The organism is Pseudomonas sp. GW823-FHT02E01 (genome assembly GCF_058797535.1).
On sequence record NZ_JBXAJS010000005.1, the window covers coordinates 46,825 to 71,754 of the forward strand.

Annotated in this window: 23 protein-coding genes; 8 read left to right on the forward strand and 15 right to left on the reverse strand. The window is 59.6% G+C overall.

Features of this window, described 5'->3' with window-relative positions; genetic code table 11:
- Position 1: 1 nt before the first annotated feature.
- The gene (locus tag AC1RDQ_RS13200) at positions 2–496 is read left to right on the forward strand and encodes a SprT family zinc-dependent metalloprotease (protein WP_057713644.1); all 495 of its coding nucleotides are present in this window, start codon (positions 2–4) and stop codon (positions 494–496) included.
- Between the two features lie 120 nt (positions 497–616).
- Here the strand turns inward: AC1RDQ_RS13200 and AC1RDQ_RS13205 are convergent, their stop codons facing one another.
- Positions 617–1,798 carry a CaiB/BaiF CoA transferase family protein gene (locus AC1RDQ_RS13205; RefSeq protein WP_057713643.1) on the reverse strand — a complete coding sequence of 394 codons (1,182 nt, stop codon included), beginning with the start codon at positions 1,796–1,798 and terminating at the stop codon, positions 617–619.
- A 156-nt stretch (positions 1,799–1,954) separates the two neighbouring features.
- Entirely contained in the window at positions 1,955–3,289 is a 1,335-nt protein-coding gene (locus tag AC1RDQ_RS13210) for a dicarboxylate/amino acid:cation symporter (protein ID WP_057713642.1), read from the reverse strand.
- A gap of 338 nt (positions 3,290–3,627) precedes the next feature.
- Here AC1RDQ_RS13210 and AC1RDQ_RS13215 point away from each other — a divergent pair, with 338 nt between their 5' ends.
- Positions 3,628–4,626 carry an AraC family transcriptional regulator gene (locus tag AC1RDQ_RS13215; protein WP_090457296.1) on the forward strand — a complete coding sequence of 333 codons (999 nt, stop codon included), beginning with the start codon at positions 3,628–3,630 and terminating at the stop codon, positions 4,624–4,626.
- 84 nt (positions 4,627–4,710) lie between these two features.
- Here AC1RDQ_RS13215 and AC1RDQ_RS13220 read toward each other — a convergent pair whose 3' ends face one another.
- The 4 genes from AC1RDQ_RS13220 to AC1RDQ_RS13235 form a co-directional block, all read right to left on the reverse strand.
- Positions 4,711–5,466, reverse strand: a complete 756-nt coding sequence (locus AC1RDQ_RS13220) for a polysaccharide deacetylase family protein (RefSeq protein ID WP_218494351.1) — start codon at positions 5,464–5,466, stop codon at positions 4,711–4,713.
- Positions 5,467–5,663: 197 nt separating this feature from the next.
- Positions 5,664–7,010, reverse strand: a complete 1,347-nt coding sequence (locus AC1RDQ_RS13225) for an ATP-binding protein (RefSeq protein WP_090457300.1) — start codon at positions 7,008–7,010, stop codon at positions 5,664–5,666.
- The gene (locus tag AC1RDQ_RS13230; RefSeq protein ID WP_057713638.1) at positions 7,007–7,684 is read right to left on the reverse strand and encodes a response regulator transcription factor; all 678 of its coding nucleotides are present in this window, start codon (positions 7,682–7,684) and stop codon (positions 7,007–7,009) included. The genes AC1RDQ_RS13225 and AC1RDQ_RS13230 overlap by 4 nt, the downstream gene beginning before the upstream one ends.
- 120 nt (positions 7,685–7,804) lie before the next feature.
- Positions 7,805–8,407 (reverse strand): hypothetical protein, encoded by a 603-nt coding sequence (locus tag AC1RDQ_RS13235; RefSeq protein WP_057713637.1) that lies wholly within the window; start codon positions 8,405–8,407, stop codon positions 7,805–7,807.
- 233 nt (positions 8,408–8,640) lie between these two features.
- Between AC1RDQ_RS13235 and AC1RDQ_RS13240 the strand changes: the two genes are divergently transcribed.
- On the forward strand, positions 8,641–9,366 hold the full coding sequence (locus AC1RDQ_RS13240) for a 4'-phosphopantetheinyl transferase family protein (protein WP_492587519.1): 726 nt from the start codon (positions 8,641–8,643) through the stop codon (positions 9,364–9,366).
- 108 nt (positions 9,367–9,474) lie between these two features.
- Here the strand turns inward: AC1RDQ_RS13240 and AC1RDQ_RS13245 are convergent, their stop codons facing one another.
- Together AC1RDQ_RS13245 and AC1RDQ_RS13250 are read right to left on the reverse strand one after the other, a co-directional pair.
- Positions 9,475–11,085, reverse strand: coding sequence for an ATP-binding protein (locus AC1RDQ_RS13245; protein WP_057713636.1), 1,611 nt, complete (start codon positions 11,083–11,085; stop codon positions 9,475–9,477).
- Positions 11,082–11,804, reverse strand: coding sequence for a response regulator (locus AC1RDQ_RS13250; RefSeq protein ID WP_008051517.1), 723 nt, complete (start codon positions 11,802–11,804; stop codon positions 11,082–11,084). The genes AC1RDQ_RS13245 and AC1RDQ_RS13250 overlap by 4 nt, the downstream gene beginning before the upstream one ends.
- Positions 11,805–12,542: 738 nt before the next feature.
- Here AC1RDQ_RS13250 and AC1RDQ_RS13255 point away from each other — a divergent pair.
- On the forward strand, positions 12,543–15,437 hold the full coding sequence (locus tag AC1RDQ_RS13255; protein WP_057713635.1) for a ribonucleoside-diphosphate reductase subunit alpha: 2,895 nt from the start codon (positions 12,543–12,545) through the stop codon (positions 15,435–15,437).
- 171 nt (positions 15,438–15,608) lie between these two features.
- Here AC1RDQ_RS13255 and flgE read toward each other — a convergent pair whose 3' ends face one another.
- The 6 genes from flgE to AC1RDQ_RS13285 all read right to left on the reverse strand — a co-directional run bounded on the left by flgE (position 15,609) and on the right by AC1RDQ_RS13285 (position 20,733).
- Positions 15,609–16,940: a flagellar hook protein FlgE gene (gene flgE, locus AC1RDQ_RS13260; RefSeq protein ID WP_057713634.1), complete on the reverse strand. Its 1,332-nt coding sequence runs from the start codon at positions 16,938–16,940 to the stop codon at positions 15,609–15,611.
- A 31-nt stretch (positions 16,941–16,971) separates the two neighbouring features.
- On the reverse strand, positions 16,972–17,694 hold the full coding sequence (gene flgD, locus AC1RDQ_RS13265; protein WP_057713633.1) for a flagellar hook assembly protein FlgD: 723 nt from the start codon (positions 17,692–17,694) through the stop codon (positions 16,972–16,974).
- 15 nt (positions 17,695–17,709) lie between these two features.
- Positions 17,710–18,153 carry a flagellar basal body rod protein FlgC gene (gene flgC, locus AC1RDQ_RS13270; protein WP_102669966.1) on the reverse strand — a complete coding sequence of 148 codons (444 nt, stop codon included), beginning with the start codon at positions 18,151–18,153 and terminating at the stop codon, positions 17,710–17,712.
- Positions 18,154–18,156: 3 nt separating this feature from the next.
- Positions 18,157–18,564: a flagellar basal body rod protein FlgB gene (gene flgB / locus AC1RDQ_RS13275; protein WP_008051530.1), complete on the reverse strand. Its 408-nt coding sequence runs from the start codon at positions 18,562–18,564 to the stop codon at positions 18,157–18,159.
- A 363-nt stretch (positions 18,565–18,927) separates the two neighbouring features.
- Entirely contained in the window at positions 18,928–19,755 is an 828-nt protein-coding gene (gene cheR, locus AC1RDQ_RS13280) for a protein-glutamate O-methyltransferase CheR (RefSeq protein ID WP_007980127.1), read from the reverse strand.
- Between the two features lie 45 nt (positions 19,756–19,800).
- Positions 19,801–20,733 carry a chemotaxis protein CheV gene (locus AC1RDQ_RS13285; RefSeq protein WP_090457304.1) on the reverse strand — a complete coding sequence of 311 codons (933 nt, stop codon included), beginning with the start codon at positions 20,731–20,733 and terminating at the stop codon, positions 19,801–19,803.
- Between the two features lie 82 nt (positions 20,734–20,815).
- On the opposite strand from AC1RDQ_RS13285, the gene flgA reads away from it, so the two are divergent.
- The 4 genes from flgA to AC1RDQ_RS13305 all read left to right on the forward strand — a co-directional run bounded on the left by flgA (position 20,816) and on the right by AC1RDQ_RS13305 (position 23,423).
- A complete protein-coding gene (gene flgA / locus AC1RDQ_RS13290) occupies positions 20,816–21,574 on the forward strand; it encodes a flagellar basal body P-ring formation chaperone FlgA (protein ID WP_057713630.1) in 759 nt (252 codons plus the stop codon).
- 167 nt (positions 21,575–21,741) lie between these two features.
- Positions 21,742–22,068 (forward strand): flagellar biosynthesis anti-sigma factor FlgM, encoded by a 327-nt coding sequence (gene flgM, locus AC1RDQ_RS13295; RefSeq protein WP_057713629.1) that lies wholly within the window; start codon positions 21,742–21,744, stop codon positions 22,066–22,068.
- 48 nt (positions 22,069–22,116) lie between these two features.
- A complete protein-coding gene (locus AC1RDQ_RS13300; protein WP_057713628.1) occupies positions 22,117–22,584 on the forward strand; it encodes a flagella synthesis protein FlgN in 468 nt (155 codons plus the stop codon).
- Positions 22,585–22,676: 92 nt separating this feature from the next.
- Complete coding sequence (locus AC1RDQ_RS13305; RefSeq protein ID WP_057713627.1) at positions 22,677–23,423, forward strand: flagellar brake protein; 747 nt, start codon at positions 22,677–22,679, stop codon at positions 23,421–23,423.
- Positions 23,424–23,486: 63 nt separating this feature from the next.
- On the opposite strand, the gene AC1RDQ_RS13310 is transcribed toward AC1RDQ_RS13305, so the two are convergent.
- Positions 23,487–24,863 (reverse strand): MFS transporter, encoded by a 1,377-nt coding sequence (locus AC1RDQ_RS13310; RefSeq protein WP_154860372.1) that lies wholly within the window; start codon positions 24,861–24,863, stop codon positions 23,487–23,489.
- Between the last annotated feature and the right edge of the window lie 67 nt (positions 24,864–24,930).

Here is a 24,930-nt window from a genome sequence, read left to right on the forward strand (position 1 = left end):
CATGCCCGAGCAACTCAATACCCGCGTCGAAGACTGTTTCCAACTAGCCGAATCCTTTTTCAAACGACCTTTCAAGCGCCCCGTGGTGAGCCTCAAGCTGCGCGGGCAAAAAGCCGGTGTCGCGCATTTGCACGAGAACCTGCTGCGCTTCAACCCGCAGCTGTACCGGGAAAACACCGAAGATTTCCTCAAGCAGACCGTGGCCCATGAAGTCGCGCACCTGATCGCCCACCAACTGTTCGGCGACCGCATCCAACCCCATGGTGAAGAGTGGCAACTGATCATGCGCGGTGTGTACGAACTGCCGCCCAACCGCTGCCACACCTATGACGTCAAACGCCGCAGCGTGACCCGCTACATCTACAAGTGCCCGTGCGTCGACAGCGACTTCCCGTTTTCGGCACAGCGCCACAGCCTGGTTCGGCAGGGACGGCGGTATTTGTGTCGGCGGTGCCGCAATACGTTGGTGTTCAGTGGCGAGATGCGGGTCGAGTAGTTGGATTTTCGGTGTTTGTGCTGCCGCTATCGCGAACAAGCTCGCTCCCACAGAGAATCTGTGGCGTGACACAAACCCAGTGTGGGAGCGAGCTTGCTCGCGATGGCGGCCTGACAGGCACTAAAGAATCACCTTGGCCCGCCGCAACTGCTCGATCCGCTCAGCACTGAACCCCAACTCTCCCAACACCTGATCCGTATGCTGCCCCAGCGCCGCGCCAATATGCCGGGGCTCCGGCAAACCTTGCGAAAACTTCAGCGGACAAGCCATCTGCGCCTGGGTCGAGCCATCGCCACGAGGTACGTCGGCCACCAACTCCCGCGCCTGCAACTGCGGATGACCGAGCGCTTCTCCCAGGCTCAACACTGGCTCGACACACGCATCCAGCTCTGCGAACAGCGCGCGCAACTCGGCAAAGTCATGCTTTTCGAATTCGAGCTTCAGCGCGTCTTTAAGCTGTTTCTGATGCGCCGGTTGCGGTGACAGGCCGAGGCCGGCCAATTCCTCCAGACCCAATGCCGTGCACAACTGTTTCATGAAGACCGGCTCCAGGCTGCCCACCGACAGCCAGCGCCCATCCCGGGAGCGGTAGTAATCGTAGAAACTGCCGCCATTGAGCACCTGGTTTTCCGGTCCCGGCTCGACGCCGCAGGCCAGATACCCGGCACCGGCCATCGCATTGAGGCTGAACGCGCAGTCGGTCATGCTGACATCCAGGTGCTGGCCCTGCCCGGTTTGCTGTCGGGCGATGACTGCCGCCAGCAAGCCAATCACCCCGTGCAGCGAACCACCGGCGACATCCGCCACCTGCATGCCCAACGGCAACGGCCCAGTGTCGGCACGGCCGGTGTAACTCGCCAGCCCGGACAGGGCCAGGTAGTTGATGTCATGACCGGCGCGGTCCTTGTAGGGGCCCGTCTGGCCATAGCCGGTGATCGACACATAAATCAGTCTCGGATTGATCGCCTTCAGGGCTTCGTAACCCAGGCCCAGACGCTCCATGACACCCGGACGGAACTGCTCGAGCACAATGTCGTAGTCCTGCAGCAACGACCTGATCACCTCCAGCGCCTCAGGCTGCTTGAGATCCAGGGCCAGGCTGCGCTTGTTGCGATTGAGATAGGCATGACTGGCTGACACACCTTGATCGTGGGGCGGCAACACCCGCAGCAAATCCATGCGGGTCGGCGATTCGATGCGCAGCACTTCGGCGCCCATGTCCGCCAGCAGCAACGAGGCGAACGGCCCCGGTAGCAGTGTCGAGAAATCCAGAACCTTGAGTGATGCCAGTGGACCGAGCATAAGTGTTCTCCAGTGCGATCCTCCAAGCCTAGGCAGCCGAGAACATCGCAGCAATCACCTGATGCGTCACTGGCGGTGACCGTTGCGCTCAAATCGCAGGCATGAAAAACCCGCCGAAGCGGGTTTTTCATTGCAGGCCGAGTTTCTGTTGAGCGTTTACTTGACGCTGGCCGGGGCTGGGCCTTCGGCCACGCCCAGGTCGTCTACTTCACGCTCGTCGGAGATACCGCGACCGCCGGAAGCCAGTTCGACTTGCAGCGTGTCTTCGTCCAGCTCTTTCACCCACTTGGCCACGACCAGGGTCGCAACAGCGTTACCCACCAGGTTGGTCAGGGCACGGGCTTCGGACATGAAGCGGTCGATACCGAGGATCAGCGCCAAGCCGGCAACCGGCAGGTGGCCCACGGCGGACAGGGTGGCAGCCAACACGATGAAGCCACTACCGGTCACACCGGCGGCGCCCTTGGAGGACAACAGCAGCACCAGCAGCAAGGTGATCTGGGCAGTGAGGTCCATTGGGGTGTCAGTCGCCTGAGCGATGAACACAGCGGCCATGGTCAGGTAGATCGACGTACCGTCGAGGTTGAACGAGTAACCAGTCGGGATCACCAGACCCACAACGGATTTCTGTGCACCCAGGCGTTCCAATTTGATCAGCATGCGTGGCAGAGCGGATTCCGAAGAGGAAGTGCCCAGCACGATCAGCAGTTCTTCACGGATGTAGCGAATCAATTTGATGACGCTGAAACCGTGCGCGCGGCAGATGGCACCCAGTACCAGGAGCACGAACAGGATGCAGGTGATGTAGAAGCAGATCATCAACTGGCCCAGTTGCACCAGCGAACCGACGCCGTAGGCACCGATGGTGAACGCCATCGCACCGAACGCACCGACTGGAGCGAGCTTCATGATCATGTTGATGATGTTGAACATCACGTGAGCAAAGCGATCGATGAAGTCCAGCACCGGCTTGCCGTAGGCACCCAGGCGATGCAGGGCGAAACCGAAGATCACCGAGAACATCAGCACTTGCAGGATGTCGCCGTTGGCGAACGCGCCGACGATGGTGTTCGGGATCACGTTGAGGACAAAGGCAATGATGCTTTGGTCTTTACCAGCCGAGATGAAGCCAGCGATTTTGCTGGTATCCAGGGTCGATACGTCGATGTGCATGCCGGCACCCGGTTGCACGACGTTGACCACGACCAGGCCGATCAGCAAGGCAAGGGTGGACACGATTTCGAAGTACAGCAGCGCATAGCCGCCGGTCTTGCCGACCGATTTCATGTTCTGCATGCCGGCGATACCACTGACGACGGTACAGAAGATGATCGGCGCGATGACCATTTTGATCAGTTTGATGAACCCGTCACCCAGCGGTTTGAGGGCTACACCGGTCTGCGGGTAGAAGTGACCGAGCAAAATGCCGATAGCGATGGCAACGATCACCTGGAAATACAGGGATTTGTACAGTGGCTGACGAGTCGTCATTGCAAAGTTCCTCAAGGGTGCCCGGTGACAACATCCAGCTGTTGCCCGCAACACCGCGATTGCGAACCCTCCTGCACTGGAGGGATTTGTTTTTTCGAGCTGCGCAACGGCAGGCATCTGCTCGTTGTATCGCAAGGCCCGTGCCACCTTCCGTAAAATCCCTGCAAGCCTTTTTATATCTGGGGTTGCAGCGAATTCCCTGTCACCGAACGGGTACAAGCATGTGGCGGATTTCCGCCCCTGCACTGAAAGTCGTCCTGCAATTTGGCGGATATCCGCCCTGTTCACGCCCGCGGCGCGCAGCTAACATCCGTCGATCAACGGTCAGATCTGCTGCCATGCGCGAACGTACCATCGCCAGTCACTTCGCCCGCGCCGCCCTGTGTGGTGCGCGTCGGCACGGCTACGACTATTCGGGCCTGCTACAGCAACTGGGAATCAGCCCCGAGTTGCTGGACGAACCCCGGGCACGCATCGCTCCGGAGCAATTCACCCAACTGATCCAGGCGTTATGGCTGGCACTGGACGACGAGTACCTCGGGTTCGGGCAAGCCCCAAGCAGGCCGGGCAGCTTCGCAATGATGTGCCATGCCGTGATTCACTGTCGCAGCCTGGATAAGGCACTCCATCGCGGCTTGTTGTTTTACAGCCTGTTCCCCGGGGCGCCGCGTTTGACCCTGAGCCGCGAAGATGAATGGGTGCGCCTGAGCCTGGACGACTCGCAGCTCTGGGACCCGGATCATTTCCTCAGTGAAAGCCTGCTGGTGATCTGGCACCGTTTCGGCAGCTGGCTGATCGGCCAGCGCATTCGCCTGGAACAGGCCACGTTCAGCTACCCCCGGCCGGAACACGGCGCCGAATACGACCTGCTGTTTTCCTGTCCGCTTGAGTTTTCCAGGCCCCAGAGCAGCCTGTTGTTTCACAGCCGCTACCTGGCCATGCCGTTGTTGCAGGATGAACGCACCCTCAAGCATTTCCTCGAACGCTCCCCCGCCGACCTGCTCTCGCGCCCGGACGATGGCGACAGCTTGAGCAGCCGCCTGCGGCGCTTGCTCAGTCGCGACAGTTCACACTGGCCCGACCTGGAAGCCGTGGCCGCCCACCTGCACATCAGCCCGCAGACCTTGCGCCGGCATTTGCGGGAAGAGGGTTCGAGCTTTCAGGAATTGAAGGACCAGTTGCGCCGGGACATCGCGATTTATCACCTGAGCCGCGCCGACCTGTCGTTGCAACAGATCGCCGAGCAGTTGGGGTTTTCCGAGCCGTCGGCGTTTCACCGGGCGTTCAAGAAGTGGACGGGGCTGACGCCGGGGGCTTATCGGGCGCAGGAGAGCTGAATTTTCAGCACCCGCGTTACGCAGTGATCACTGGTGTCCTCCCGAACGTACCAGGGGAATACCCCGTCCAGATTTGGCGAACGTTTACCCTGGAGGCGGGATGATCAGTGACAGGCCAGGGTAAATTTTGTCTGGATGATCCAGCACCGACCTGTTCGCATTAAAGATCAGTAGGTATTTGGCAGCATCGCCATAAAACTCTCTGGCAATTGTGGACAATGTATCGCCCCTTACCACCACATACATATTCAACTGACTGACCGGCGCAATCGCCAGTGTGGCCGGTGACTCGAAGTCCACATCGCCCAGCAGGTTTACTTGTCCGATGAACCGGCCAAGATTATTGGCCGTGGTCGCATGTATGTCATGCATCAGCACAATGGAATTCTTTCTTTTCCTTACTTGCTCAACACCATGGGATACCCAGCCCCCCGGTTGGTAGTTGCTGCTCCAGTCCAGGGTATCCACGTTCCAGAGAACCTGCCGGTACCCCAACTCGGCGACAGTGCGATCGACCATCGCGTCGTGAGCGCCATAAGGCGGCCTCATGATCAGGTCCGGCTGCTGGTAGGGAGTCAGCGCCTGCTCCGTCATTTTGACTTGATCGATGATGGTGTCTTTGTCCTGGCCGACCAGTCTTAGATGATCGTAAGTGTGATTGCCGATCCGGTGCCCTTCGCCCAGGATGCGCTTGATACGCTCGCCATGCCTGGCAACCAGATTGCCAACAATAAAAAACGTTGCCTTGATATCAAACAGCTCCAGTGTTTCCAGCACGGTTTCGGTCTGGGCTTGCCGAGGACCGTCGTCAAACGTCAGCCAAACTTTCTTCCTTTCCATCCTTATCTCCTTTGGTGGCTTGTAACGCTTCAGCCCCTATCCACTCATGCGAGCAACACAGACTCTGCGTGTGCATGTCGTCAATAAAGGCGAGGCTTATTACTTGCCACCAAACGGCTGAACGCCAACAAAACATTGTTGCCGGTCGTTTAACGCTTGATGCCTGTAGCCCGAAAAGACTGCTATCAAATACCCGTTCACACCGCCGGAAAATAAATCCGGAACGCCGCTCCGCCCATCGGTGAATCCCCCAGGGTCAGCTGGGCGTGGTAGCTCTCGATGATGTCCTTGACCACCGCCAGGCCGATACCCTGCCCCGGGTGCTGGCGGTCCAGGCGTTCTCCGCGCTCGAGAATCCGTGCGCGCTGATCCTGTGGTACGCCAGGGCCGTCGTCCTCGACACACAACTGCGTGCCGCTGAGGGTTTCACGCACACTGATGCGTATTTCGCCCAGGCACAGGCGATAGGCGTTTTCCAGCAGATTGCCCATCATTTCCAGCAGGGCACCCTGCTCGATCGGTACGTAACATGGGTCGGGCAAATCGAACGCGACGTGTACGCGCTTGTCGCGGTAAACCTTGTCCAGCGTGTCACACAAGCTTTTCAGTACCGGCCGCAAATGCACCTGATGACGTACCAGGCCGCTTTTGCGCAGGCTGGCGCGCTGCAACTGGTAGCTGATCTGCTGGCTCATGCGTTCGATCTGGGTTTGCAGCACCCAGGCCTGATCGCGATCCTCGGGACGCTGGGCCATGTCTTCACTGACGCCTTGCAGCACCGCCAAGGGCGTTTTCAGGCTATGAGCCAGGTCGTCGAGGGAATCACGATAGCGACTGCGCTGCTCACGCTCACTATGCAGCAAACGGTTGAGGGAACCGGTCAGGCGCAGCAACTCCCGGGGATGTTCCTCACTGAGGCTTTCGCGGGTGCCACCTTCGATCTGGTCCAGTTCCTGGCTCAAGCGCCGCAATGCCTGCAAGCCCCAGGTCAGGCCGATCCACAGCAACGCCAGCAGCACCAGCAGTGCCGCGCCAAAACCCAGATAGAGATTTTCCCGCAGACCTTCGAGGGTCAGTTCGTACTCGCGAACCGGCTGCAACGCCACGATGCTGAAGGCTGCACTTTTGCCGCCGAGCAACTTGACCTCGACGTCGTAGACGAAGAACTCCTGGCCATTGGCTTCGCGGATCCGCGCAAACTCGCTGCCACGTCCGTCATAGCGCGGCTTGTAGTTGATGCGTTCTTCCTGGGTCGCCTTCGAACGCCAGACCAGTTGCCCTTCACGGTCATAGATATAGCCGAGCAATCGGCTGTCGGTGAGATTGAAGCGCTCGTCGGGCAATTGCGCTGGCATCTGCAGGCTGTTGTTCTCCACCCGGGCGGCCGAGATCAGCGTGGTCACGTCGGATGCCAGACGCTGCTCGATGGAGTCCTGCAGCGCCAGGCTGAAGGCACCCTGCATCGCAGGCAGCAACGCCAGCATGAACAACACCGCCAACAGCGTGGCGGCGAGCATCAAGCGTATGCGCAGCGAACGGATCAAGTGCAACGCTCGTTGAACAGGTAGCCCAGGCCGCGCACGGTGTCGATCGGTTTGAACCCGCCCGGCCCCTCCAGTTTGCGGCGCAGACGGCCGACCAGCACCTCGATCACATTCGGATCACGCTCGTCGTCATCCGGGTAGAGCTGTTCCATCAAGCGATCCTTGGGCACCACTTGCTGATGGTGACGCATCAGGTATTCGAGAATGCGGTACTCATACGCAGTCAGTGCCAACGGCTGATCGTCGAGGGACGCCTGCTTGCGGTTCAGATCCAGCAGTAACGGGCCAGCGACGATGGTCGACTGGGTGAAACCGCTGGAGCGTCGCAGCAAGGCATTCAGGCGGGCCTCCAGTTCTTCGAACTGAAACGGCTTGACCAGATAATCATCGGCGCCGGCGGCCAGGCCTTCGACCTTGTCCTGCCAGTTACCGCGCGCAGTGAGGATCAGGATCGGGAAGGTTTTGCCACTTGAGCGCAACTGCCGGATCAGGTCGAGCCCGCTAATGCCCGGCAGACCGAGGTCGATCACCGCCAGGTCAAAGTTGAACTGGGCTGTCTGGTACAGCGCCTCCTCGGCGTTGGCCACGGACTCGACCACGTGGCCGCTCTCCGTCAGGCGGGTTTGCAGGTGATGACGCAGCAGCGCTTCATCTTCGACGACCAGCAATTTCATATTGCTCTCCCGGGCAAATCAACATCTCCATAGGCGCAACGTCGCACCTCAAGAGCTAACATGGCAACGCCGGATCAGTCACTCGGGCTGATCCGGCGCAGGCCGTTCACGAAACGCTTGTCAGAAAGCGTAGTTGGCGGACAGGTAAGTCTGGGCGCTGCTGGTCAGGTCCAGCGAACCCTGCTTGCTGCCGCCGCGCTCACTCATCTCGGTGCTGGCGTTGCTGCGCAGGTAACGGTAACCCAGTTCAACCGAGGTGTTTTGCGAAACCTGTTGCAGCACACCCACTTGGCCACCGATGGCGTAGCCGATATCACTGTCGCGGCTGAAGCCTGGCGACTCCTGAGTCATTTTGGTCAGGCCGGCCGTGGCGCCACCGAACAGCCTGGTGCTAGCGCCCACCGGGTAGAACAGATCGTAGCTGCCCAGGAGATTTTCCTGACGCAGTTTAATGCCGTTGTGCGAGCCCGACACATTGTCGTAAGTGGCGTAGTAGCGGCCCTTGGTGTTTTGCTGGCCCAGACGAACACCCCAGGTGGTGTCCTTGCCGATTACGCCATCGGCGTTCGGGTGATTGAGGTTGTCGTTCAGGGCGTGGGATTTTTTAACCTTGTCGCTGGTCTGTCCAAGAGTAAGGCTGGCGAAGTTGTCGTCGGACGCGAAAGCTGCGGTGCTTGCGCTCAGAACCGTGAATGCCAGAAGCAGTTTTTTGAATCCAGTCATTGGGGAGTTTCCTCATGTGCCGATTGTTTTTTGGGTACGAGGCAAGGTTACGCACCGCGCCCTGAACTCCCCCTGAACGCACCCTGAACCTGGGCTGAACCGACCCGCCCCGAATATTTCGACACGTTTCAGCAGCAGATCCGACCATGCAATGGAAAAGGCGGGCACCGACTACCAACTCGTCAGAAGCTTTGCACTACCCAGCCTCAGGCCAACCCGGCAAAATGCCAGATATGAACTCAACCCCCGCCCTGCCCGTCTGCTGCACGCCCCTCGATGACCATTGGCCGCTGCCGTTTGCGCTGCCCGATACGGTCCTGCTGAGTACTCATTTCGATAGCGCCCGACTGGACAGCGATGACTTCCAGCGCAGCGCTGTCGAAGCGCCGGCGAGCATCCAGCGCTCGGTGGCCAAACGGCAGGCGGAATTTCTCGCCGGGCGAGTGTGTGCCCGGGCCGCGTTACAGCGACTGGAAGGCTTGAGTTTCATTCCGGCCATCGGTGAAGACCGGGCACCGGTCTGGCCTGCTCATATCACTGGTTCGATCACCCACAGCACTGGCCGGGCCGCAGCGATCGTGGCGAACAAAAGCCATTGGCGCGGCTTGGGCATGGACCTGGAAAACCTGCTCAATGCCGAACGGGCCGAACGCCTGGCCGGGGAAATCCTCAATCCGCCGGAGCTACAGCGCATGGCGGCCGGTGATCACGATCAACGGGCGTTGCTGGTCACCCTGACGTTCTCGGTCAAGGAAAGCCTGTTCAAGGCGCTCTATCCGATCGTTCAGCAACGCTTTTATTTCGAACACGCCGAAGTGCTGGAGTGGCGTGAGTCGGGTGAGGTGCGGTTGCGATTGCTCATTGATCTGTCCAGCGAATGGCGCAATGGCACCGAGCTGGATGCGCAGTTCGGGGTCAAGGACGGGCAGTTGCTGAGTCTGGTCAGCATCAAGGCATGAAGTATTTGGTGCCTGTCAGGCCGCCATCGCGAGCAAGCTCGCTCCCATAGGGGATCCAGTGTGGGAGCGAGCTTGTTCGCGATGGGGCCGCAACAGACAACACAAGGCTCAACGCTTCTCCTGATTGCGCGGCCAGCTCAGACTGAAGCACGCCCCGCCCAGGCTCTTGCTCTTGCCGATCAACGCGCGCCCGCCATGCCAATGGATGATGCGCCGCACAATGGACAGGCCTAACCCATGGCCTCCAGACGCGCGGGTACGGCTGTCGTCGAGACGCAGGAACGGCGTAAAGATCTTCTCCCACGCCGACTCCGGCACACCCGGCCCGTCATCCTCGATATCCACTCGGCATCGCTGCTGCCCCACTTGATAGCTGATGGTTACCCGTGATTGCGCGTGGCGCATGGCATTAGTCACCAGGTTCTGGATCGCCCGATGCAGATAGCGCGGTTCAGCCTCGACCCAGGCGTCGTCGTTATCGGCAGCCGATAGACACAAGCCCCGTTGCACCGTGACGTCGGCGCGCAACGGCGCCAGTTCTTCGATCACCTGATCGACCAAGGCATCCAGATCGATCCGCTGAAAGTTCAGTGCCGGCGAGCCCTGCTCCAACCGCGCGTAAGTCAGCATCTCGTCCACCAGCCGGTCGAGGTCCTCGATGTCGTGGTCCATGCCCTGGCAGTATTTTTCCAGGGCTTGCGGTGTGGTGGCCGAGCCGATCATCTCCAGGCCAAAGCGCAGGCGTGCCACCGGCGTGCGCAATTCGTGGGACACCGCACGCACCAGTTCGCGCTGGATCGCCAGCAACTGCTGCAAGTGTTCGGCCATGCCGTTGAACGCCGAGGCCAGCCGTCCCACCGAGTCCGCGCCGCGCGCCGGCACACGGGTTTCCAGGCTGCCTTTGGCAATGCGCGTGGCGGCGGCTTCCAGGCCACGCAAGCGTCGCTCCAGCTGACGCACCAACAGATAGACGATCAAACCGATCAGCGTCAGGCCCAGCGCGGCGATCAACACCAACCACTCCGGCGGATAAGGATTCATCTGATACAAAGGGCCGATTTCCAGGACCCACGGCGTGCCCACCATGCCGGCAAATACCCGGATCGAATCCCCCCCCTTGCCCAGCGCCATCACCGTATCGCCCTCGGATACCCGACGGCTCTGGTCTTCATCCATGTCCGCCTCGTCAACCGTGACCAGGCGCAGATCGAAGCCGAAACCCTTGCTTTCCTTCAATTGCGCCAGGCGCAAGGGTTGGTCGGCGACCGGGGTGCGCACCAGTTCATCGGTCAACAGGTAGATGGTCGCCCGGGCCAGTTGCTCGCTGATCTGCTGCACTTCCCCGGTGAGCATCAACTGTTCCTTGTCGCTGACCAGCTTGTAGACCTTCGCTGCGTGCGGCCCGGTCTGTTCCACCAGTGCCTGACCGCGCAACACACGGGTGCGCTGGGTCAGGTCGAGATCGGTCTCGGCAAAAGTTTTCAGCGCCAGTGGAATCCCCAGCAGCCGCTCCCACACCAGCAAGGCCCGATGTCGTTCGGTCTGGTTCATCGGTTGCAGGTTGTCGGCCATCAGCGAGAACGTGCCGTGGGCCAGGCGCTCGCGGTATTGCTCGCTGCGCACCTCATTCAGCAGGTGCAACGCCAGCACACCGAGCACCGCCACCAGAATCAGCGCGGCGCACATGCCGCCATAGATACGCAGGAAGATTGAGTTCACAGGGACGGATCTACGCAAGCCTCGGGAACGAACAGATAACCTTTGCTGCGCACGGTCTTGATCAGCCGTGGATGCTCCGGGTCATCGCCGATCTTCGGGCGGATGCGCGAGATGCGCACATCGATGGAGCGGTCCTGACCGTCATAGCCAATGCCCCGCAGCGCGGTGAAGATCTCTTCCCGGGAGAGGATACGCCCGGCATTGGCCACCAGTAGCCAGAGCAGGTCGAATTCGGCGCTGGTCAGCTCGATGCCGTTGCCCTGCAGCCAGGCTTCGCGCAAGGCGTTATCGACGATCAGCGGGCCGAACTGTAGACGCCGCTGTTTTTCCGGGGCGACTTCGGGCGTTTCGCTACGGCGCAGCAGCGCCTGGATGCGCGCCAGCAGCAGGCGCGGGCGTACCGGTTTGCAGACGTAGTCGTCAGCCCCCAGGTCCAGGCCGAGAATCTGGTCGGTGTCATCGGTGCGGGCAGTGAGCATCAGGATCGGGCCGTCATATCGGGCGCGGACCTTGCGGCAAATGCTCAGGCCATCTTCACCGGGGAGCATCAGGTCGAGGATCACCAGGTCCGGTTGTTCCTTGATAATGCGATTCGCAGCGAGCGCACCATTGCCTTCGATCGATACACGCAGGCCATTGGCTTCCAGGTAATCGCGGGTCAGTTCGGCCAGTCGCTGGTCGTCCTCCACAATCAATACCTGCCAGGCTTCTTGCTCCACGGGTGACCTCTGCTTGCCAAAAACACTAATAAGGAAGGATCCGCCCCTCTTTTTGTAATGATTCGGGGGGATAAATATGTATACACACTGGGCCGATTGTATAAACGCCGCCCGTCGAGAACACAAGCGGGTAAATGCGTTCGGACAACAGGGTTTTTTGTGATAGGGTTCGCGCCCTTAAAAATCCGCCCGAGCGTTTTCGATGGTTGAAAATCGCTGAAAAAAGGTCCGGTCCAGCAGCGTCGCGGCCTACACGCCGGTTACCTCTTTCACACACAATTTACGCACAGGTTTATCCACAGGCAGTACGTTGCAATCGCCCCCCAAAACGCATTATCTTGTACCCCGGCGCTAAAAAACCCCTAGATGTAGGGTTTTGCGCGAAAAACCAAACACAAACCAGACACCAATTTCAAGCGCTTTTATTGCCTCTGTCCGGTTGAACCATACGTATTTTTGAAAGACCAAACCGCGCGTGCGGATGGCTACTGTATTTCGGCCCCGAGTGGTCAAAACGGTACGGGTGTTGCAGTCCCAACTGTCACCCTCAAAGGACTCCGGTCTCAGGCCCAAGGCGTGAGACCAAAGACTTCGGCATGGAAGCGGCGCCCTATAGCCCCCTTCCTACTGTCCCGAAGTTGTTATGCCCGGCGCTCGCCGGTTGTAGTGCTTCAGGACGGAACGGTGGGCACCGTGATGGTGCCCAAACAAACATAGAGAATGTGGAGACCCCCCCCCATGCAAACCGACACAACTCGCGAGAACCCGCAGGGCACCTTGCCGCAGGCCGCTGATTCGAATTCGGATCTGTCCGCCACCGCGCCAGGCCAACTGCGTGTGATCAAGCGTAACGGCACTGTCGTTCCCTACACCGATGACAAAATCACCGTCGCCATCACCAAAGCGTTTCTCGCAGTTGAAGGCGGCACCGCCGCTGCCTCGTCGCGAATCCACGACACCGTTGCCCGCCTGACCGAACAGGTCACCGCGACCTTCAAGCGTCGCATGCCATCGGGCGGCACCATCCACATCGAAGAAATCCAGGACCAGGTCGAACTGGCCCTGATGCGTGCCGGCGAGCAGAAAGTCGCCCGCGACTACGTAATCTACCGTGACGGTCGTTCGAAAGAACGCGCTGCCCACGCCCCGGCCGAGGAAGCGGTCAACGCTCACCCGTCGATCCGCATCACCCGCGCCGACGGCAGCCTGGCGCCACTGGACATGGGTCGCCTGAACACCATCGTCACCGAAGCGTGCGAAGGCCTGGAAGAAGTCGACGGCGACCTGATCCAGCGCGAAACTCTGAAGAACCTGTACGACGGCGTGGCCCTGACCGACGTCAACACCGCCCTGGTAATGACTGCCCGCACCCTGGTTGAACGCGAGCCGAACTACTCTTTCGTGACCGCGCGCCTGCTGATGGACACCCTGCGTGCCGAAGGCCTGGGCTTCCTCGGTGTAGCCGAGAGCGCCACTCACCACGAGATGGTCGACCTGTACGCCAAGGCGCTGCCGGCCTACATCGCCAAAGGTATCGAATACGAGCTGCTGAACCCTGAGCTGGCCAATTTCGACCTGGAAAAACTCGGCAAGGCGATCAACCACGAGCGCGACCAGCAGTTCACCTACCTGGGCCTGCAAACCCTGTACGACCGTTACTTCATCCACAAGGACGGTATCCGTTTCGAACTGCCGCAGGTGTTCTTCATGCGCGTGGCCATGGGCCTGGCGATCGAAGAGAAAGACCGCGAAGCCCGTGCCATCGAGTTCTACAACCTGTTGTCGTCCTTCGACTACATGTCGTCGACCCCGACCCTGTTCAACGCCGGCACCCTGCGTCCACAGCTGTCGAGCTGCTACCTGACCACCGTGCCGGATGACCTGTCGGGCATCTACCACGCGATCCACGACAACGCCATGCTGTCCAAATTCGCCGGCGGCCTGGGCAACGACTGGACGCCAGTCCGTGCACTGGGTTCGTACATCAAGGGCACCAACGGCAAGTCCCAGGGCGTTGTACCGTTCCTCAAAGTAGTGAACGACACCGCCGTCGCCGTTAACCAGGGTGGCAAGCGCAAAGGCGCTGTCTGTGCCTACCTGGAAACCTGGCACATGGACATCGAAGAGTTCATCGAACTGCGCAAGAACACCGGTGATGATCGTCGTCGTACCCACGACATGAACACCGCCAACTGGATCCCTGACCTGTTCATGAAGCGTGTCTTCGATGACGGCAAGTGGACCCTGTTCTCGCCATCCGAAGTGCCGGATCTGCACGACCTGACCGGCAAGGCCTTCGAAGAGCGTTACGAGTACTACGAAGCCCTGACCGAGTACCCGGGCAAGGTCAAGCTGTTCAAGACCATCCAGGCCAAAGACCTGTGGCGCAAGATGCTGTCCATGCTGTTCGAAACCGGCCACCCATGGCTGACCTTCAAGGACCCGTGCAACCTGCGCAGCCCGCAGCAGCACGTGGGCGTGGTCCACAGCTCGAACCTGTGCACCGAGATCACCTTGAACACCAACAAGGACGAGATCGCCGTTTGCAACCTGGGCTCGATCAACCTGCCGAACCACATTGTCGACGGCAAGCTGGACACCGCCAAGCTGGAACGCACCGTGAACACTGCCGTGCGCATGCTCGATAACGTTATCGACATCAACTACTACTCGGTGCCGCAAGCGAAGAACTCCAACTTCAAGCACCGTCCGGTCGGCCTGGGCATCATGGGCTTCCAGGATGCGCTGTACCTGCAGCACATCCCTTACGGTTCCGACGCTGCCGTCGAGTTCGCCGACAAGTCGATGGAAGCGGTCAGCTACTACGCGATCCAGGCTTCATGCGACCTGGCTGATGAGCGTGGCGCCTACGAGACCTTCCAGGGTTCGCTGTGGTCCAAAGGCATCCTGCCGCTGGATTCGCAACAAATCCTGATCGAAGCCCGTGGCCAGAAGTACATCGATGTCGACCTGAAGGAATCCCTGGACTGGGCACCGGTTCGCGCCCGTGTGCAGAAAGGTATCCGTAACTCCAACATCATGGCCATCGCACCGACCGCAACCATCGCCAACATTACTGGCGTATCGCAGTCGATCGAGCCGACCTACCAGAACCTGTATGTGAAATCGAACCTGTCGGGCGAATTCACCGTGATCAACCCGTACCTGGTTCGCGACCTGAAGGCTCGCGGTCTGTGGGACTCGGTCATGATCAACGACCTGAAGTACTACGACGGTTCTGTGCAGCAGATCGAGCGCATCCCGCAAGAACTCAAAGAGCTCTACGCGACTGCCTTCGAAGTGGACACCAAGTGGATCGTTGACGCCGCCAGCCGTCGTCAGAAGTGGATCGACCAGGCTCAGTCGCTGAACCTGTACATCGCTGGCGCTTCGGGCAAGAAACTGGACGTGACCTACCGCATGGCCTGGTACCGTGGCCTGAAAACCACTTACTACCTCCGTGCCCTGGCTGCGACCAGCACCGAGAAGTCGACCATCAACACCGGCAAGCTGAACGCGGTTTCCAGCGGCGGCAACCACGGTGACGACTCGGTCCTGGCGGCGCCTGCAGGTCCCGCTCCAGTGCCAAAGGCTTGCGCCATCGACGAGCCGGATTGCGAAGCTTGCCAATAAGCTGAGCCAGCAAGCACCCAAAGGTGCTTGCTCGAAACCCCCGATCAGCCTCTGGCGGGTCTTTTGCCTGCCTGTAGGAGCCTCGACCGGCTGCTCCTACAGGCTTTCGGCGAGCACAAAAAAGCCCTTCTTGCGAAGGGCTCCTTGTGCAGCATGTTCAGCCAACCGGCATCAAGTCATCTGAATGATGGTCTGCATGATGGTGCTCTGGGTGGAGATGGTCTTGGCGTTCGCCTGGTAGTTGCTCTGCGCCTTGATCAGGTCGACCAGTTCGTTGGTCAGATTGACGTTGGACTCTTCCAGGGAGTTGGAAACGATCGAACCCAGGGTGCCGGTCTCCGGCGCATCGTAGCCCGGGATACCCGAAGCGTAGGTTTCTTTCCAGCTGGTGCCGCCTACCGGCTGCAGGCCTTGCTCGTTGGTGAAGCTGGCCAGGGAAATCTGGCCGATCGGCTTGGTCTGGTTGTTGCTGAAGTTGGCCAGCAGCACACCGCTGCCGTCGATGGTCAGGTTGGTGATCTGGCCGGTGGCGTAACCGTTCTGCGCCGGAATCGAACGCGCGGTATCGGCATTGAACTGGGTAGTGTTGGCCATGGCGATGGTCAACCCTGCTGGATCGGCTGCGGCACCGTTGGCTGTCCAGACGCCATTGGTGACACTGCCCGGGGTCCAGTTGGTGATTTTCAGGTCACTGCTGATCACCGAAGTCGGTGGCGTGGTTGGTGGCGTCACTGGCGTGCTGACCGAAGTCAGTTTGCCGGTGGAATCGAACGACATGGTCGAAGCAACCGGCGCGGTAACAGTAGGATCACTGCCATCCGGATTGCGGCCATCGATCAGTGTGTAGGTGTCCCACGTGTTCGCTCCAGTCTTGACCATGTATTGATCCATGGTGTGCTGGTTACCCTGCGTATCGTAGATCGGGGTACTGAACGACTTGGTAAAGGTCTCGGTTTTGGACGGGTTGAACTTGTTCGCCGCAACCGTCTGGTCGATCACTGCCGACGTCGAGTTCAGGTTGATCGTCGACGACACGGTGCTGGTGGACTTCGGTGCCAGGTTGGACGTGTCGATCCGCAGGTCCGTCAGCACGCCATTGACGATCTTGCCGTTGGAGTCCACACCGTAACCTTGCAGGCGGGCAGTACCGTCGCTGTTGGTGACGTAGCCTTCCTTGTCGGTCTTGAACGTACCGGCACGGGTATAGGTCAGCGAGCCGTTGTTGCTCAGGACAAAGAAACCATTGCCCTGGATACCCATATCGAGCACGTTGCCGGTGTTGCTCACGTCACCCTGGCCGAACTGCTGGGAAACGTTGGCCAGGCGCACGCCGTTGCCGACGGTCTTGCTGCCGGTACCCAGGCGGGTCGCCGAGTACACGTCTTCGAATTCTGCACGGGACGATTTGAAACCGGTGGTCGCGACGTTGGCGATGTTGTTGCCGGTCACGTCCAGTTGTTTGTTGGCTGCATAGAGACCGCTAAGGCCGATATTAAAAGACATCATCCACTCCTTTATGCCGTGTTAGTCGGCTCTACATACCAATGGTTTGTACTTTGGACAGAGCAACGCTGCCCAGCCCGGCCAGATTGAGCATCAACTCACCGCCGGTCTGGCTGATGGTCACGCTGTTGACGGTCGCGGGCAGGTTGGTGATCAACGCAACGGACTGACCATCGATCGTGGTCGTGGCGCCGAAGGTATAGGTGCCTGCAGGTACGGTCTCACCCGCATCGTTCTTGCCGTCCCAGATGAAGCTGGCGTTGCCGGCCTTCTGTGAACCGAGATCGATGGTGCGCACTGTCTTGCCGGCTGCGTCGGTGATCTTCAGGGTGGCAGACGCCACCGAAGACGGAACGACCACCGTGCCGCTGAGGCTCTTGGTGGTATCGACCACGGCCTTGTCGCCTGGAGCGATGACCGAACGCCCCACCAGCGACGACGCCTGCAAGGCCTGGGACGAGTTGTAGTTGCTGGCCAGGCCGGTCACCGTATCGTTGAGCGTGGTGATGCCTTCCAGGCTACTGAATTGCGCCAGCTGGGCCACGAATTCGCCGTTGTCCTGGGGTTCCAGCGGGTTCTGGTTTTTCAACTGAGTAACCAGCAATTTCAGGAATGCATCCTTGCCCAGGGCCTTGTTGCCCGTGGCGCTGCCGGTTGCCGACGCGAGGCCGTCAGTCGTGGTGCTGGTCTTGATCGAGGAGTTGGCCAGGATATCGTTGAGGCTCAAACCACTGGTGGAATCGGTAACACTCATCTGAGGCGCCCCTTATCACTGACCGAGGGTCAGGACCTTCTGCATCATGGTTTTGGCGGTGTTCATCATTTCGGCGTTGGTCTGGAACGAACGACTCGCGGAAATCATGTCGGCCATTTCCTCTACCACGTTGACGTTCGGGTAGTAGACGTAACCCTTGGCATCGGCCGCCGGATGGTTCGGCTCGTAGCGCGCGTCAAGATTGCTCTGGTCTTCGACTACACCCAGCACCTGAACACCCTGACCGGCGGCGTCCTGGCTCTGGAACAGCGAATTGCTGCCGCCGCTCTGCCCGCCCTGGAACATGGTGGCGAATACCGGGTGACGCGCACGGTAGGTCTGGTCGATGCTCGACGAGACCGTTTCGGCGTTGGCGATGTTCGAAGCGACGGTGTTCAAACGCGTGGTCTGCGCACTCATGCCGCTACCGGCAATGTTGAAAACACTGGATAGAGACATGGCTTACTCTCCGCGCAGGGCTGACACCAGCCCTTTGAATTTGCTGTTGAGCAGGGTGAAGCTGGCCTGGAAGCCGATCGCGTTTTCCGCGTAGTTCGACTGCTCCAACTGGGCGTCCACGGTGTTCTGGTCAATCGACGGTTGCATCGGCGTGCGATACAGCAACGACTCGTCGCCATTGCCCAGGCCTTCAGCCTCGATATGACGGCTGTTGGTCATGTTCAAGGCGAAAGTGCCGCTTTTGGTTTTCTCGTTCTGCTCGGCGAGCACTTTCGAGAAGTCCAGGTCCCGAGCCTTGTAGTTCGGGGTATCGGCGTTGGCGATGTTGTTGGCCAGGACTTCGGCACGCTGGGCTCGGAAGCCCAGGGCTTGTTCGTGGATACCGAGCGCTTTATCGAAGCTGATGCTCATGTCGGGAAACCTTCGGGTGACCTGATTTTTCGTAGAATCAACTTAGCAAGCCCCATGCCAATTCAAAAACCCCCGGAAACCGGGGGCTTGCAGGCCATGGCAACATGGCAATGCCAGAAAAGCGGCAACGGTTTTCCGCCGGATGCCGCTTTTCTGCCGCCTCCTCACCCTTTTCAGAACACCGCCGCCCCTGTGGGAGCGAGCTTGCTCGCGATTGCGGTGTGTCAGGGAAAGTTGAACTCGACTGTCAGGACGCTATCGCGAGCAAGCTCGCTCCCACAGGGGTCAGCAGCGTTTGCAAGAAATCAGCACACAAAAAACGGGAGCCTATAAGGACTCCCGTTTTCGATGACGCCGGCAAATTCACTTCGCCTGGTAAATGATCCCCGGGCTGCACTGGACCATCTGGTAATGATCCGGCAAACCGTTCAACGCTTCGGAAGCACCGAGAAACAGGTAACCGCCTGGCTTCAATGTGCTGTGGATGCGCAGCAGGATGTCCTTCTTCACCTCGGCGGAGAAGTAGATCAACACATTGCGGCAAAACACGATGTCGAACTTGCCGAGGCTCGCGTAGCTGTCCAGCAGGTTGAAGGAACGGAATTCCACCCGGCTCTTGATCGGCGCCTTGATCGCCCAGCGCCCCGGCCCTTTCGGGTCGAAATAACGCTGCAGGCGCTCAGGCGACAGGCCGCGGCCGATGGCCAGGCTGTCGTACTCGCCGGTCTTGCAGTTGTTCAGCATGGTACCGGACAGGTCAGTGGCAACAATCTGTACGCCCATCCTCAACTGGCCCATGTTGACCCGCTCGAACTCGTCGATGGACATCGACAGCGAATACGGTTCCTGGCCCGACGAGCATGCTGCCGACCAGATGCGCAGGCGCTGACCGGGACTGGCCTTGATCGCTTCGGGCAGTACCTTGTTCTTCAAGACTTCAAACGGGTAGGTGTCACGAAACCACAGGGTTTCGTTAGTGGTCATGGCATCCACCACCTGCTCGCGCAAACCGCTGCGCGGCTGGGTCTGCATGCGCTGAACCAGTTCCCCCAAAGACTTGATGCCTTGCTGTTCCATCAGTTTGTTGAGACGGCTGGAGACCAGGTACTGCTTGTTTTCACCGAGCAAAATGCCACAGGCTTTTTCCAGAAATACCCGGAACTGTTCGAAATCCAAATTACCCGTAGACAATGATGCCGCCTCTTAAATCGTGTTGACTGCCAGGGGTGCGAACCCCTAGCTGATATCTGCTGCTTTGATCCGGTCGACTACCCGGGATGCCAGGTCATCAGGACGGAACTTGGCCAGGAAGTCATCGGCACCGACCTTCTTGACCATCGCCTGATTGAAAACCCCCGACAACGAAGTATGCAGGATGATATGAAGCTTTTGCATGCGCGGGTCGTTGCGGATTTCCGCCGTCAGGGTGTACCCGTCCATCTCCGGCATCTCGATGTCGGAGATCATCATCAGGAACTCTTCTTCCGGCTTCTTGCCCTCGTCCACCAGTTTGCGCAGGTAGTCCAGCGCTTGCCGACCGTCGTTCAACGCCACCACTTCCACGCCGACCGTTTGCAGGCAGCGCGTGACCTGCTTGCGCGCCACCGACGAGTCGTCGACCGTCAGCACGCGCAACGAAAGCGCCTTGTGCTGGGTTTCGACATCCACCACCCCCACGGAAATCGCTTCCGGCGTCGGCGCCACTTCCGCCAGCACCTTCTCGACGTCGATGATTTCGACCAACTGATTGTCGACCCGCGTCACCGCCGTCAGGTAGTGATCGCGCCCGGTGCCCTTGGGCGGCGGATGGATCTCCTCCCAGTTCATGTTGACGATGCGTTCCACCGAGCGGACCAGGAAACCCTGGGTCTTGGTGTTGTACTCCGTGATGATCACGAAGGGGCTGTTCTTGTCTTTCAACGCGCCGGAACCAGTCGCCATCGCCAGATCAAGGATCGGAATGGTCGCCCCCCGGATGTTCGCCACGCCGCACACGACAGGACTGGATTTGGGCATCAGCGTCAGTTTGGGGCATTGCAGCACCTCCCGAACCTTGAACACGTTGATCCCGTACAGTTGCTGGCCGTCGAGACGGAACAACAACAACTCAAGGCGATTCTGCCCCACCAGTTGCGTGCGCTGGTTTACCGAATCCATTACACCAGCCATGCCAGACTCCTACGCCAACGCCAAGTGTTGTTGCGACGCGCCTTCATCACTAAACGGCACGGCGCTTGCTTTTTTAATCGTTATGAACACAAAACCGACATTTTTTCGACGCCTGACCACACCGTACCGCAAATTGCTCGGCGTGCTGGCGGCTGTTTGCCTGTTCAACGCTGGCAGCCCTGCCCTTGCTGACGCGGTTACCTTGCCTGACATGCTTATCGGCGTCACTCAGGGCTTTCTTGAATTCACCGTAGAAGACTATCTGGCGACCAGTCAAACGGAGGGTCGCTACGAGATCCAGGTCAACCAGCTCGATCCGCGCATGCACATGCCCATGTGCGACAGGGAATTGACAGCAACACTCGAGAGTCCCAAGCCGCTGGGACGGGTTACGGTCAAGGTTCGCTGCGAGGGCGCTTCCCCCTGGACGGTGTTCGTACCCGCTCAAGTCCGCCTGTTTCGCGATGTCGTGACCAGCGCCCGGCCACTGCGCCGTGCCGCCATTGTCGAGCCTGGGGATGTGGTCCTGCGCGAGCGCGATATCAGCCTCATCAGCCAGGGCTACCTGACCGCCCTCGATCAGGCGATCGGGCAGCGACTGACCCGACCAATGGTCGCCGACCAGGTGATTACCCTGGTGCATATCGAACAGGCCGAAGTCATCCGCAAGGGTGATCAGGTGGTGATAACCGCCCGCAGCGGTACCCTCAGCGTGCGCATGCCGGGAGAAGCCCTGTCAAACGGCAGCCTGAGCGAGCAGATCCGGGTGAAAAACCTCAATTCCCAACGAGTCATCAAGGCGCAGGTCATGGCGCCGGGGCAGGTGGAAGTGTCCATGTAATTCGCTCTGTTCATCAGAATGTGGCGCTTGCCGCGGCTGTTCCCTAGACTGTGCTCCATGCAGGGCATGCGCTGACGCGCGCAAGGTTCATTGATAAATGAGCCTAAAGTTTTCCAGGGAATGGCCGAAACCATGGCAAGCGTCCAAATTCCCAGAGGTTTTTTATCATGGTCATCGATTTCAGCCGTTTGAACAGCTCCTCGTCCCTGACGGGCAGTACACGTACCAGCGCCAGCAAGGAAAGTGCCGAGGCCGGCAAATCCGCGCCGCTGGAGTCCGCGGCCGAACAGGCCGGTACCGTCAAAAGCGGGGAATCGGTACATCTCAGCGATGAGGCTCAACAGTTGCAGAAGGTCACTGAACAGCTGCGCGATCAGCCTGCCGTCGACAAAGCCCGCGTGGCCGAATTGAAAGCAGCGATTGCCGATGGCAGCTATAAAGTCGACAGCAACCGTGTAGCCAGCAAACTGCTCAACTTCGAAGCCCAGCGCTAGGCCACCGCCGGCGCCAGGCTTTTGGACGCTTAAAACCCAAGGCCAGCCATGCACGACACTCATTTACTGCAACTGATCACCGACGACTTTGCCCCAGCGCAACACCTGCTGGAGTTACTGCAGACCGAATCCCTCGCATTGCATGGCCGCGACATGCCATTGCTCGAGAACATCCTGGCGCAGAAACAGGCATTGGTCGTTTTGCTCGAACAGCATGGCCGCAAGCGCAGTGAAATCCTTGCCAACCTCAACCTGCCGACCAACCGTGGCGGTCTGGAGCAATTGGCCAGCCAGTCGAGCATTGGCGAGCAGTTGCTGGCGCAAAGTGACGTGCTGACCGATCTCCTGGCCCAGTGCCAGGCCATCAACGCCAACAACGGCCAGTCGATCCTCACTCAACAGGCCGCTACAGCCACCCAGCTGAAAATCCTCAACGGTGGTGAAACCCCGGCGCTTTACGATGCCAGCGGAACATTCTCCAAGCTTGCCAAGCCGCGCCCGCTCAGTCAGGCATGAGCCGGTCAATGCCCCTGCTCTATCAAGACGCGCAACATACTGGCAAACTGATAGCCAGTCGTAGTCAAATTTTGTCTGGAGATTGATTAAACGTGTCCAATGCCTTATCCGTGGATGATGCTCCGCAGCCACCCAAGGTGCTCTCCACGCCCTTGGAAATCTCCAGCAACCTGCGCCAGTTGCTCGAAAGCCATGACCCGCTGATCATCACGTTCCACGAGCGCAGCCAGCGCTTCCAGAGCTACCTGGTGGACCTGGACCGTGACAGCAACATGATTGCCCTGGACGAAATGATTCCCCGTGACGGCGAGCGTTACCTGCTGGCGGGCGAGTCGTTCAGGGTCGAAGGCTTCCACGAAGGCGTACGCATTGCCTGGGAAAGCAACGGCCAGTTGAACATCGACGAATCCGGTGGCAGCCGCTGCTATCGCGGCCCCCTGCCCGATGAAGTGGTGTACCACCAGCGCCGCAATGCCTTCCGCGCCGCGTTGAAGCTGGCACAATTGGTCAACGTCAACCTCGACGGCGAAAAACTCAAGGCGCCCATCAGCGGCAAGCTGCTGGATATTTCCGCCACCGGGTGCAAACTGCGCTTCGACGGCGACATCACCGGCAGCCTGCAACTGGGTCAGGTTTACGACCGTTTCAACGCCGACCTGCCCTTCGGCAAGATGACCGCGCCGGTCGAGTTGCGTTATCTGCACTTCGAAGAAAGGATTTCCACCACCTTCGCCGGCGTTCGCTTCCACAACATGAGCGGGCTGGTGCAACGTCAGGTCGAACGCTTCGTCTACCAGTTGCAACGCGAAGCGCGTCGCTTCGACAAAGACGACATCTGATAGCGCATCAACAAAAAACGGGCAGTCCCTTGCGGTGACTGCCCGTTTTTTTGTGCCCCGGTTTTAAGGCCTGGCCTCGCTGAAGTTAGGGTCCCGCCCTGTATCAGGGTCTTGCGGCGGCTGATCGGATTCAGTTTCGGTGACAGGTTCTGATTCAGGCTCTGGCCCGGTACTCACCGGACTGTGCATCTGATCCTGCACCACCTGCTCGTCAACACGCGGGTCGAGGCAGGCCACCAGTGGCGAACTCGTCATATTGTCCGGCATGGCCACGTGATGCAGCGGTGCGTCGTCGACCTGATGCAGGTTGGTCACTGCTTTCGGGCGAATCCGCCATACCAGCACCAACGCAAAGAAACTGAAGAACGCATAGAGCATCTGGCTGCCGAACAGCTTCATCAGCACGCCTGCCACCAGCGGCCCGATACTCGCACCCACGCCATAGGTAACCAGCAACATTGCCGTCAGGGACACCCGGCGATCACCTTCGACGTGGTCATTGGAGAACGCCACCGCTAACGGATACAGGCAGAACTGCACCAGCGAACAGAGGAACCCGGCGATGAACAATACCTCCAGCGGCACCTGCGGCATGATCGCCAGCGGCAGTGCAGCCAGTGCCAGGCTGAACGCGAAACTGCGGATCAGCACGGCCCGATCGTAGCGGTCGGACAACCAGCCCAACGGCCACTGCACCAGCAGCCCGGCAAAAATGCAGCTACCCATGAACAGACCGACCTGCTCGGTGGACAACCCTTGCTGCGAGGCATACAGCGGTGCCAGACCGTAGAACGAACCGACGATCAGGCCCGCTCCGAGCACCGTGCTCAGTGACTGCGGCACGCGCTTGATAAAGAACCGTGGCTCCATCGGTGCCGGGTGCAAGGGTGCCGGGTGAATGCGCCGGGTCAGGGCCACGGGTACCAGGCATAGCGCGAAGCACAGGGCGACCAACATCAGCAGTTCAAGCCCCAGCCCTGGGTGCATGACCAGAATCAACTGCCCCAGCACCAACCCCAGGTACGAAGCGATCATGTAGCCGCTGAAGACCATGCCACGTTGATTGGCATCGGCCTGCTCATTGAGCCAGCTCTCGATCACCATGTACTGGCACATCATGCCGAGGCCGACGATCACCCGCAAAAACAGCCAGGCCGGCAACCAGTCCACCAGGCCATGGCCGAGCACCGCCGCGCCAACGATCCCGGCACAGGCCGAATAGGCCCGGATATGCCCGACCCGGGCAATCAACCGGTGACCGATCTTGCCCCCCAGCACCAGGCCGAAATAGTTGGCAGCCATCAGCGCACCGACCCACAGACTGTCGACATGGTCGGCAGCCAGGCGCAACGCCAGGTAAGTACTCAACAGACCCGAGCCGATCAACATCATCAGCGAGGCGAAATACAATGCTCGAAAGGATTTCCAGATTTGGCGCATCGGCGTTCCGAGCGGCTCCTTGCAGTGAGAATCGGCTATCGCTAAACGATAGCCGGATGTCGACGGA

Coding starts and splice junctions, on each gene's coding strand:
- AC1RDQ_RS13240 (WP_492587519.1), top strand. CDS start 8,641: ATGAACTCAACCCCCGCCCTGCCCGTCTGCTGCACGCCCCTCGATGAC.
- AC1RDQ_RS13220 (WP_218494351.1), bottom strand. CDS start 5,466: ATGGAAAGGAAGAAAGTTTGGCTGACGTTTGACGACGGTCCTCGGCAA.
- AC1RDQ_RS13235 (WP_057713637.1), bottom strand. CDS start 8,407: ATGACTGGATTCAAAAAACTGCTTCTGGCATTCACGGTTCTGAGCGCA.
- flgB (WP_008051530.1), bottom strand. CDS start 18,564: ATGAGCATCAGCTTCGATAAAGCGCTCGGTATCCACGAACAAGCCCTG.
- AC1RDQ_RS13215 (WP_090457296.1), top strand. CDS start 3,628: ATGCGCGAACGTACCATCGCCAGTCACTTCGCCCGCGCCGCCCTGTGT.
- flgC (WP_102669966.1), bottom strand. CDS start 18,153: ATGTCTCTATCCAGTGTTTTCAACATTGCCGGTAGCGGCATGAGTGCG.
- AC1RDQ_RS13205 (WP_057713643.1), bottom strand. CDS start 1,798: ATGCTCGGTCCACTGGCATCACTCAAGGTTCTGGATTTCTCGACACTG.
- AC1RDQ_RS13255 (WP_057713635.1), top strand. CDS start 12,543: ATGCAAACCGACACAACTCGCGAGAACCCGCAGGGCACCTTGCCGCAG.
- AC1RDQ_RS13210 (WP_057713642.1), bottom strand. CDS start 3,289: ATGACGACTCGTCAGCCACTGTACAAATCCCTGTATTTCCAGGTGATC.
- AC1RDQ_RS13230 (WP_057713638.1), bottom strand. CDS start 7,684: ATGAAATTGCTGGTCGTCGAAGATGAAGCGCTGCTGCGTCATCACCTG.
- AC1RDQ_RS13200 (WP_057713644.1), top strand. CDS start 2: ATGCCCGAGCAACTCAATACCCGCGTCGAAGACTGTTTCCAACTAGCC.
- flgM (WP_057713629.1), top strand. CDS start 21,742: ATGGTCATCGATTTCAGCCGTTTGAACAGCTCCTCGTCCCTGACGGGC.
- AC1RDQ_RS13310 (WP_154860372.1), bottom strand. CDS start 24,863: ATGCGCCAAATCTGGAAATCCTTTCGAGCATTGTATTTCGCCTCGCTG.
- flgD (WP_057713633.1), bottom strand. CDS start 17,694: ATGAGTGTTACCGATTCCACCAGTGGTTTGAGCCTCAACGATATCCTG.
- flgE (WP_057713634.1), bottom strand. CDS start 16,940: ATGTCTTTTAATATCGGCCTTAGCGGTCTCTATGCAGCCAACAAACAA.
- AC1RDQ_RS13300 (WP_057713628.1), top strand. CDS start 22,117: ATGCACGACACTCATTTACTGCAACTGATCACCGACGACTTTGCCCCA.
- AC1RDQ_RS13285 (WP_090457304.1), bottom strand. CDS start 20,733: ATGGCTGGTGTAATGGATTCGGTAAACCAGCGCACGCAACTGGTGGGG.
- flgA (WP_057713630.1), top strand. CDS start 20,816: ATGAACACAAAACCGACATTTTTTCGACGCCTGACCACACCGTACCGC.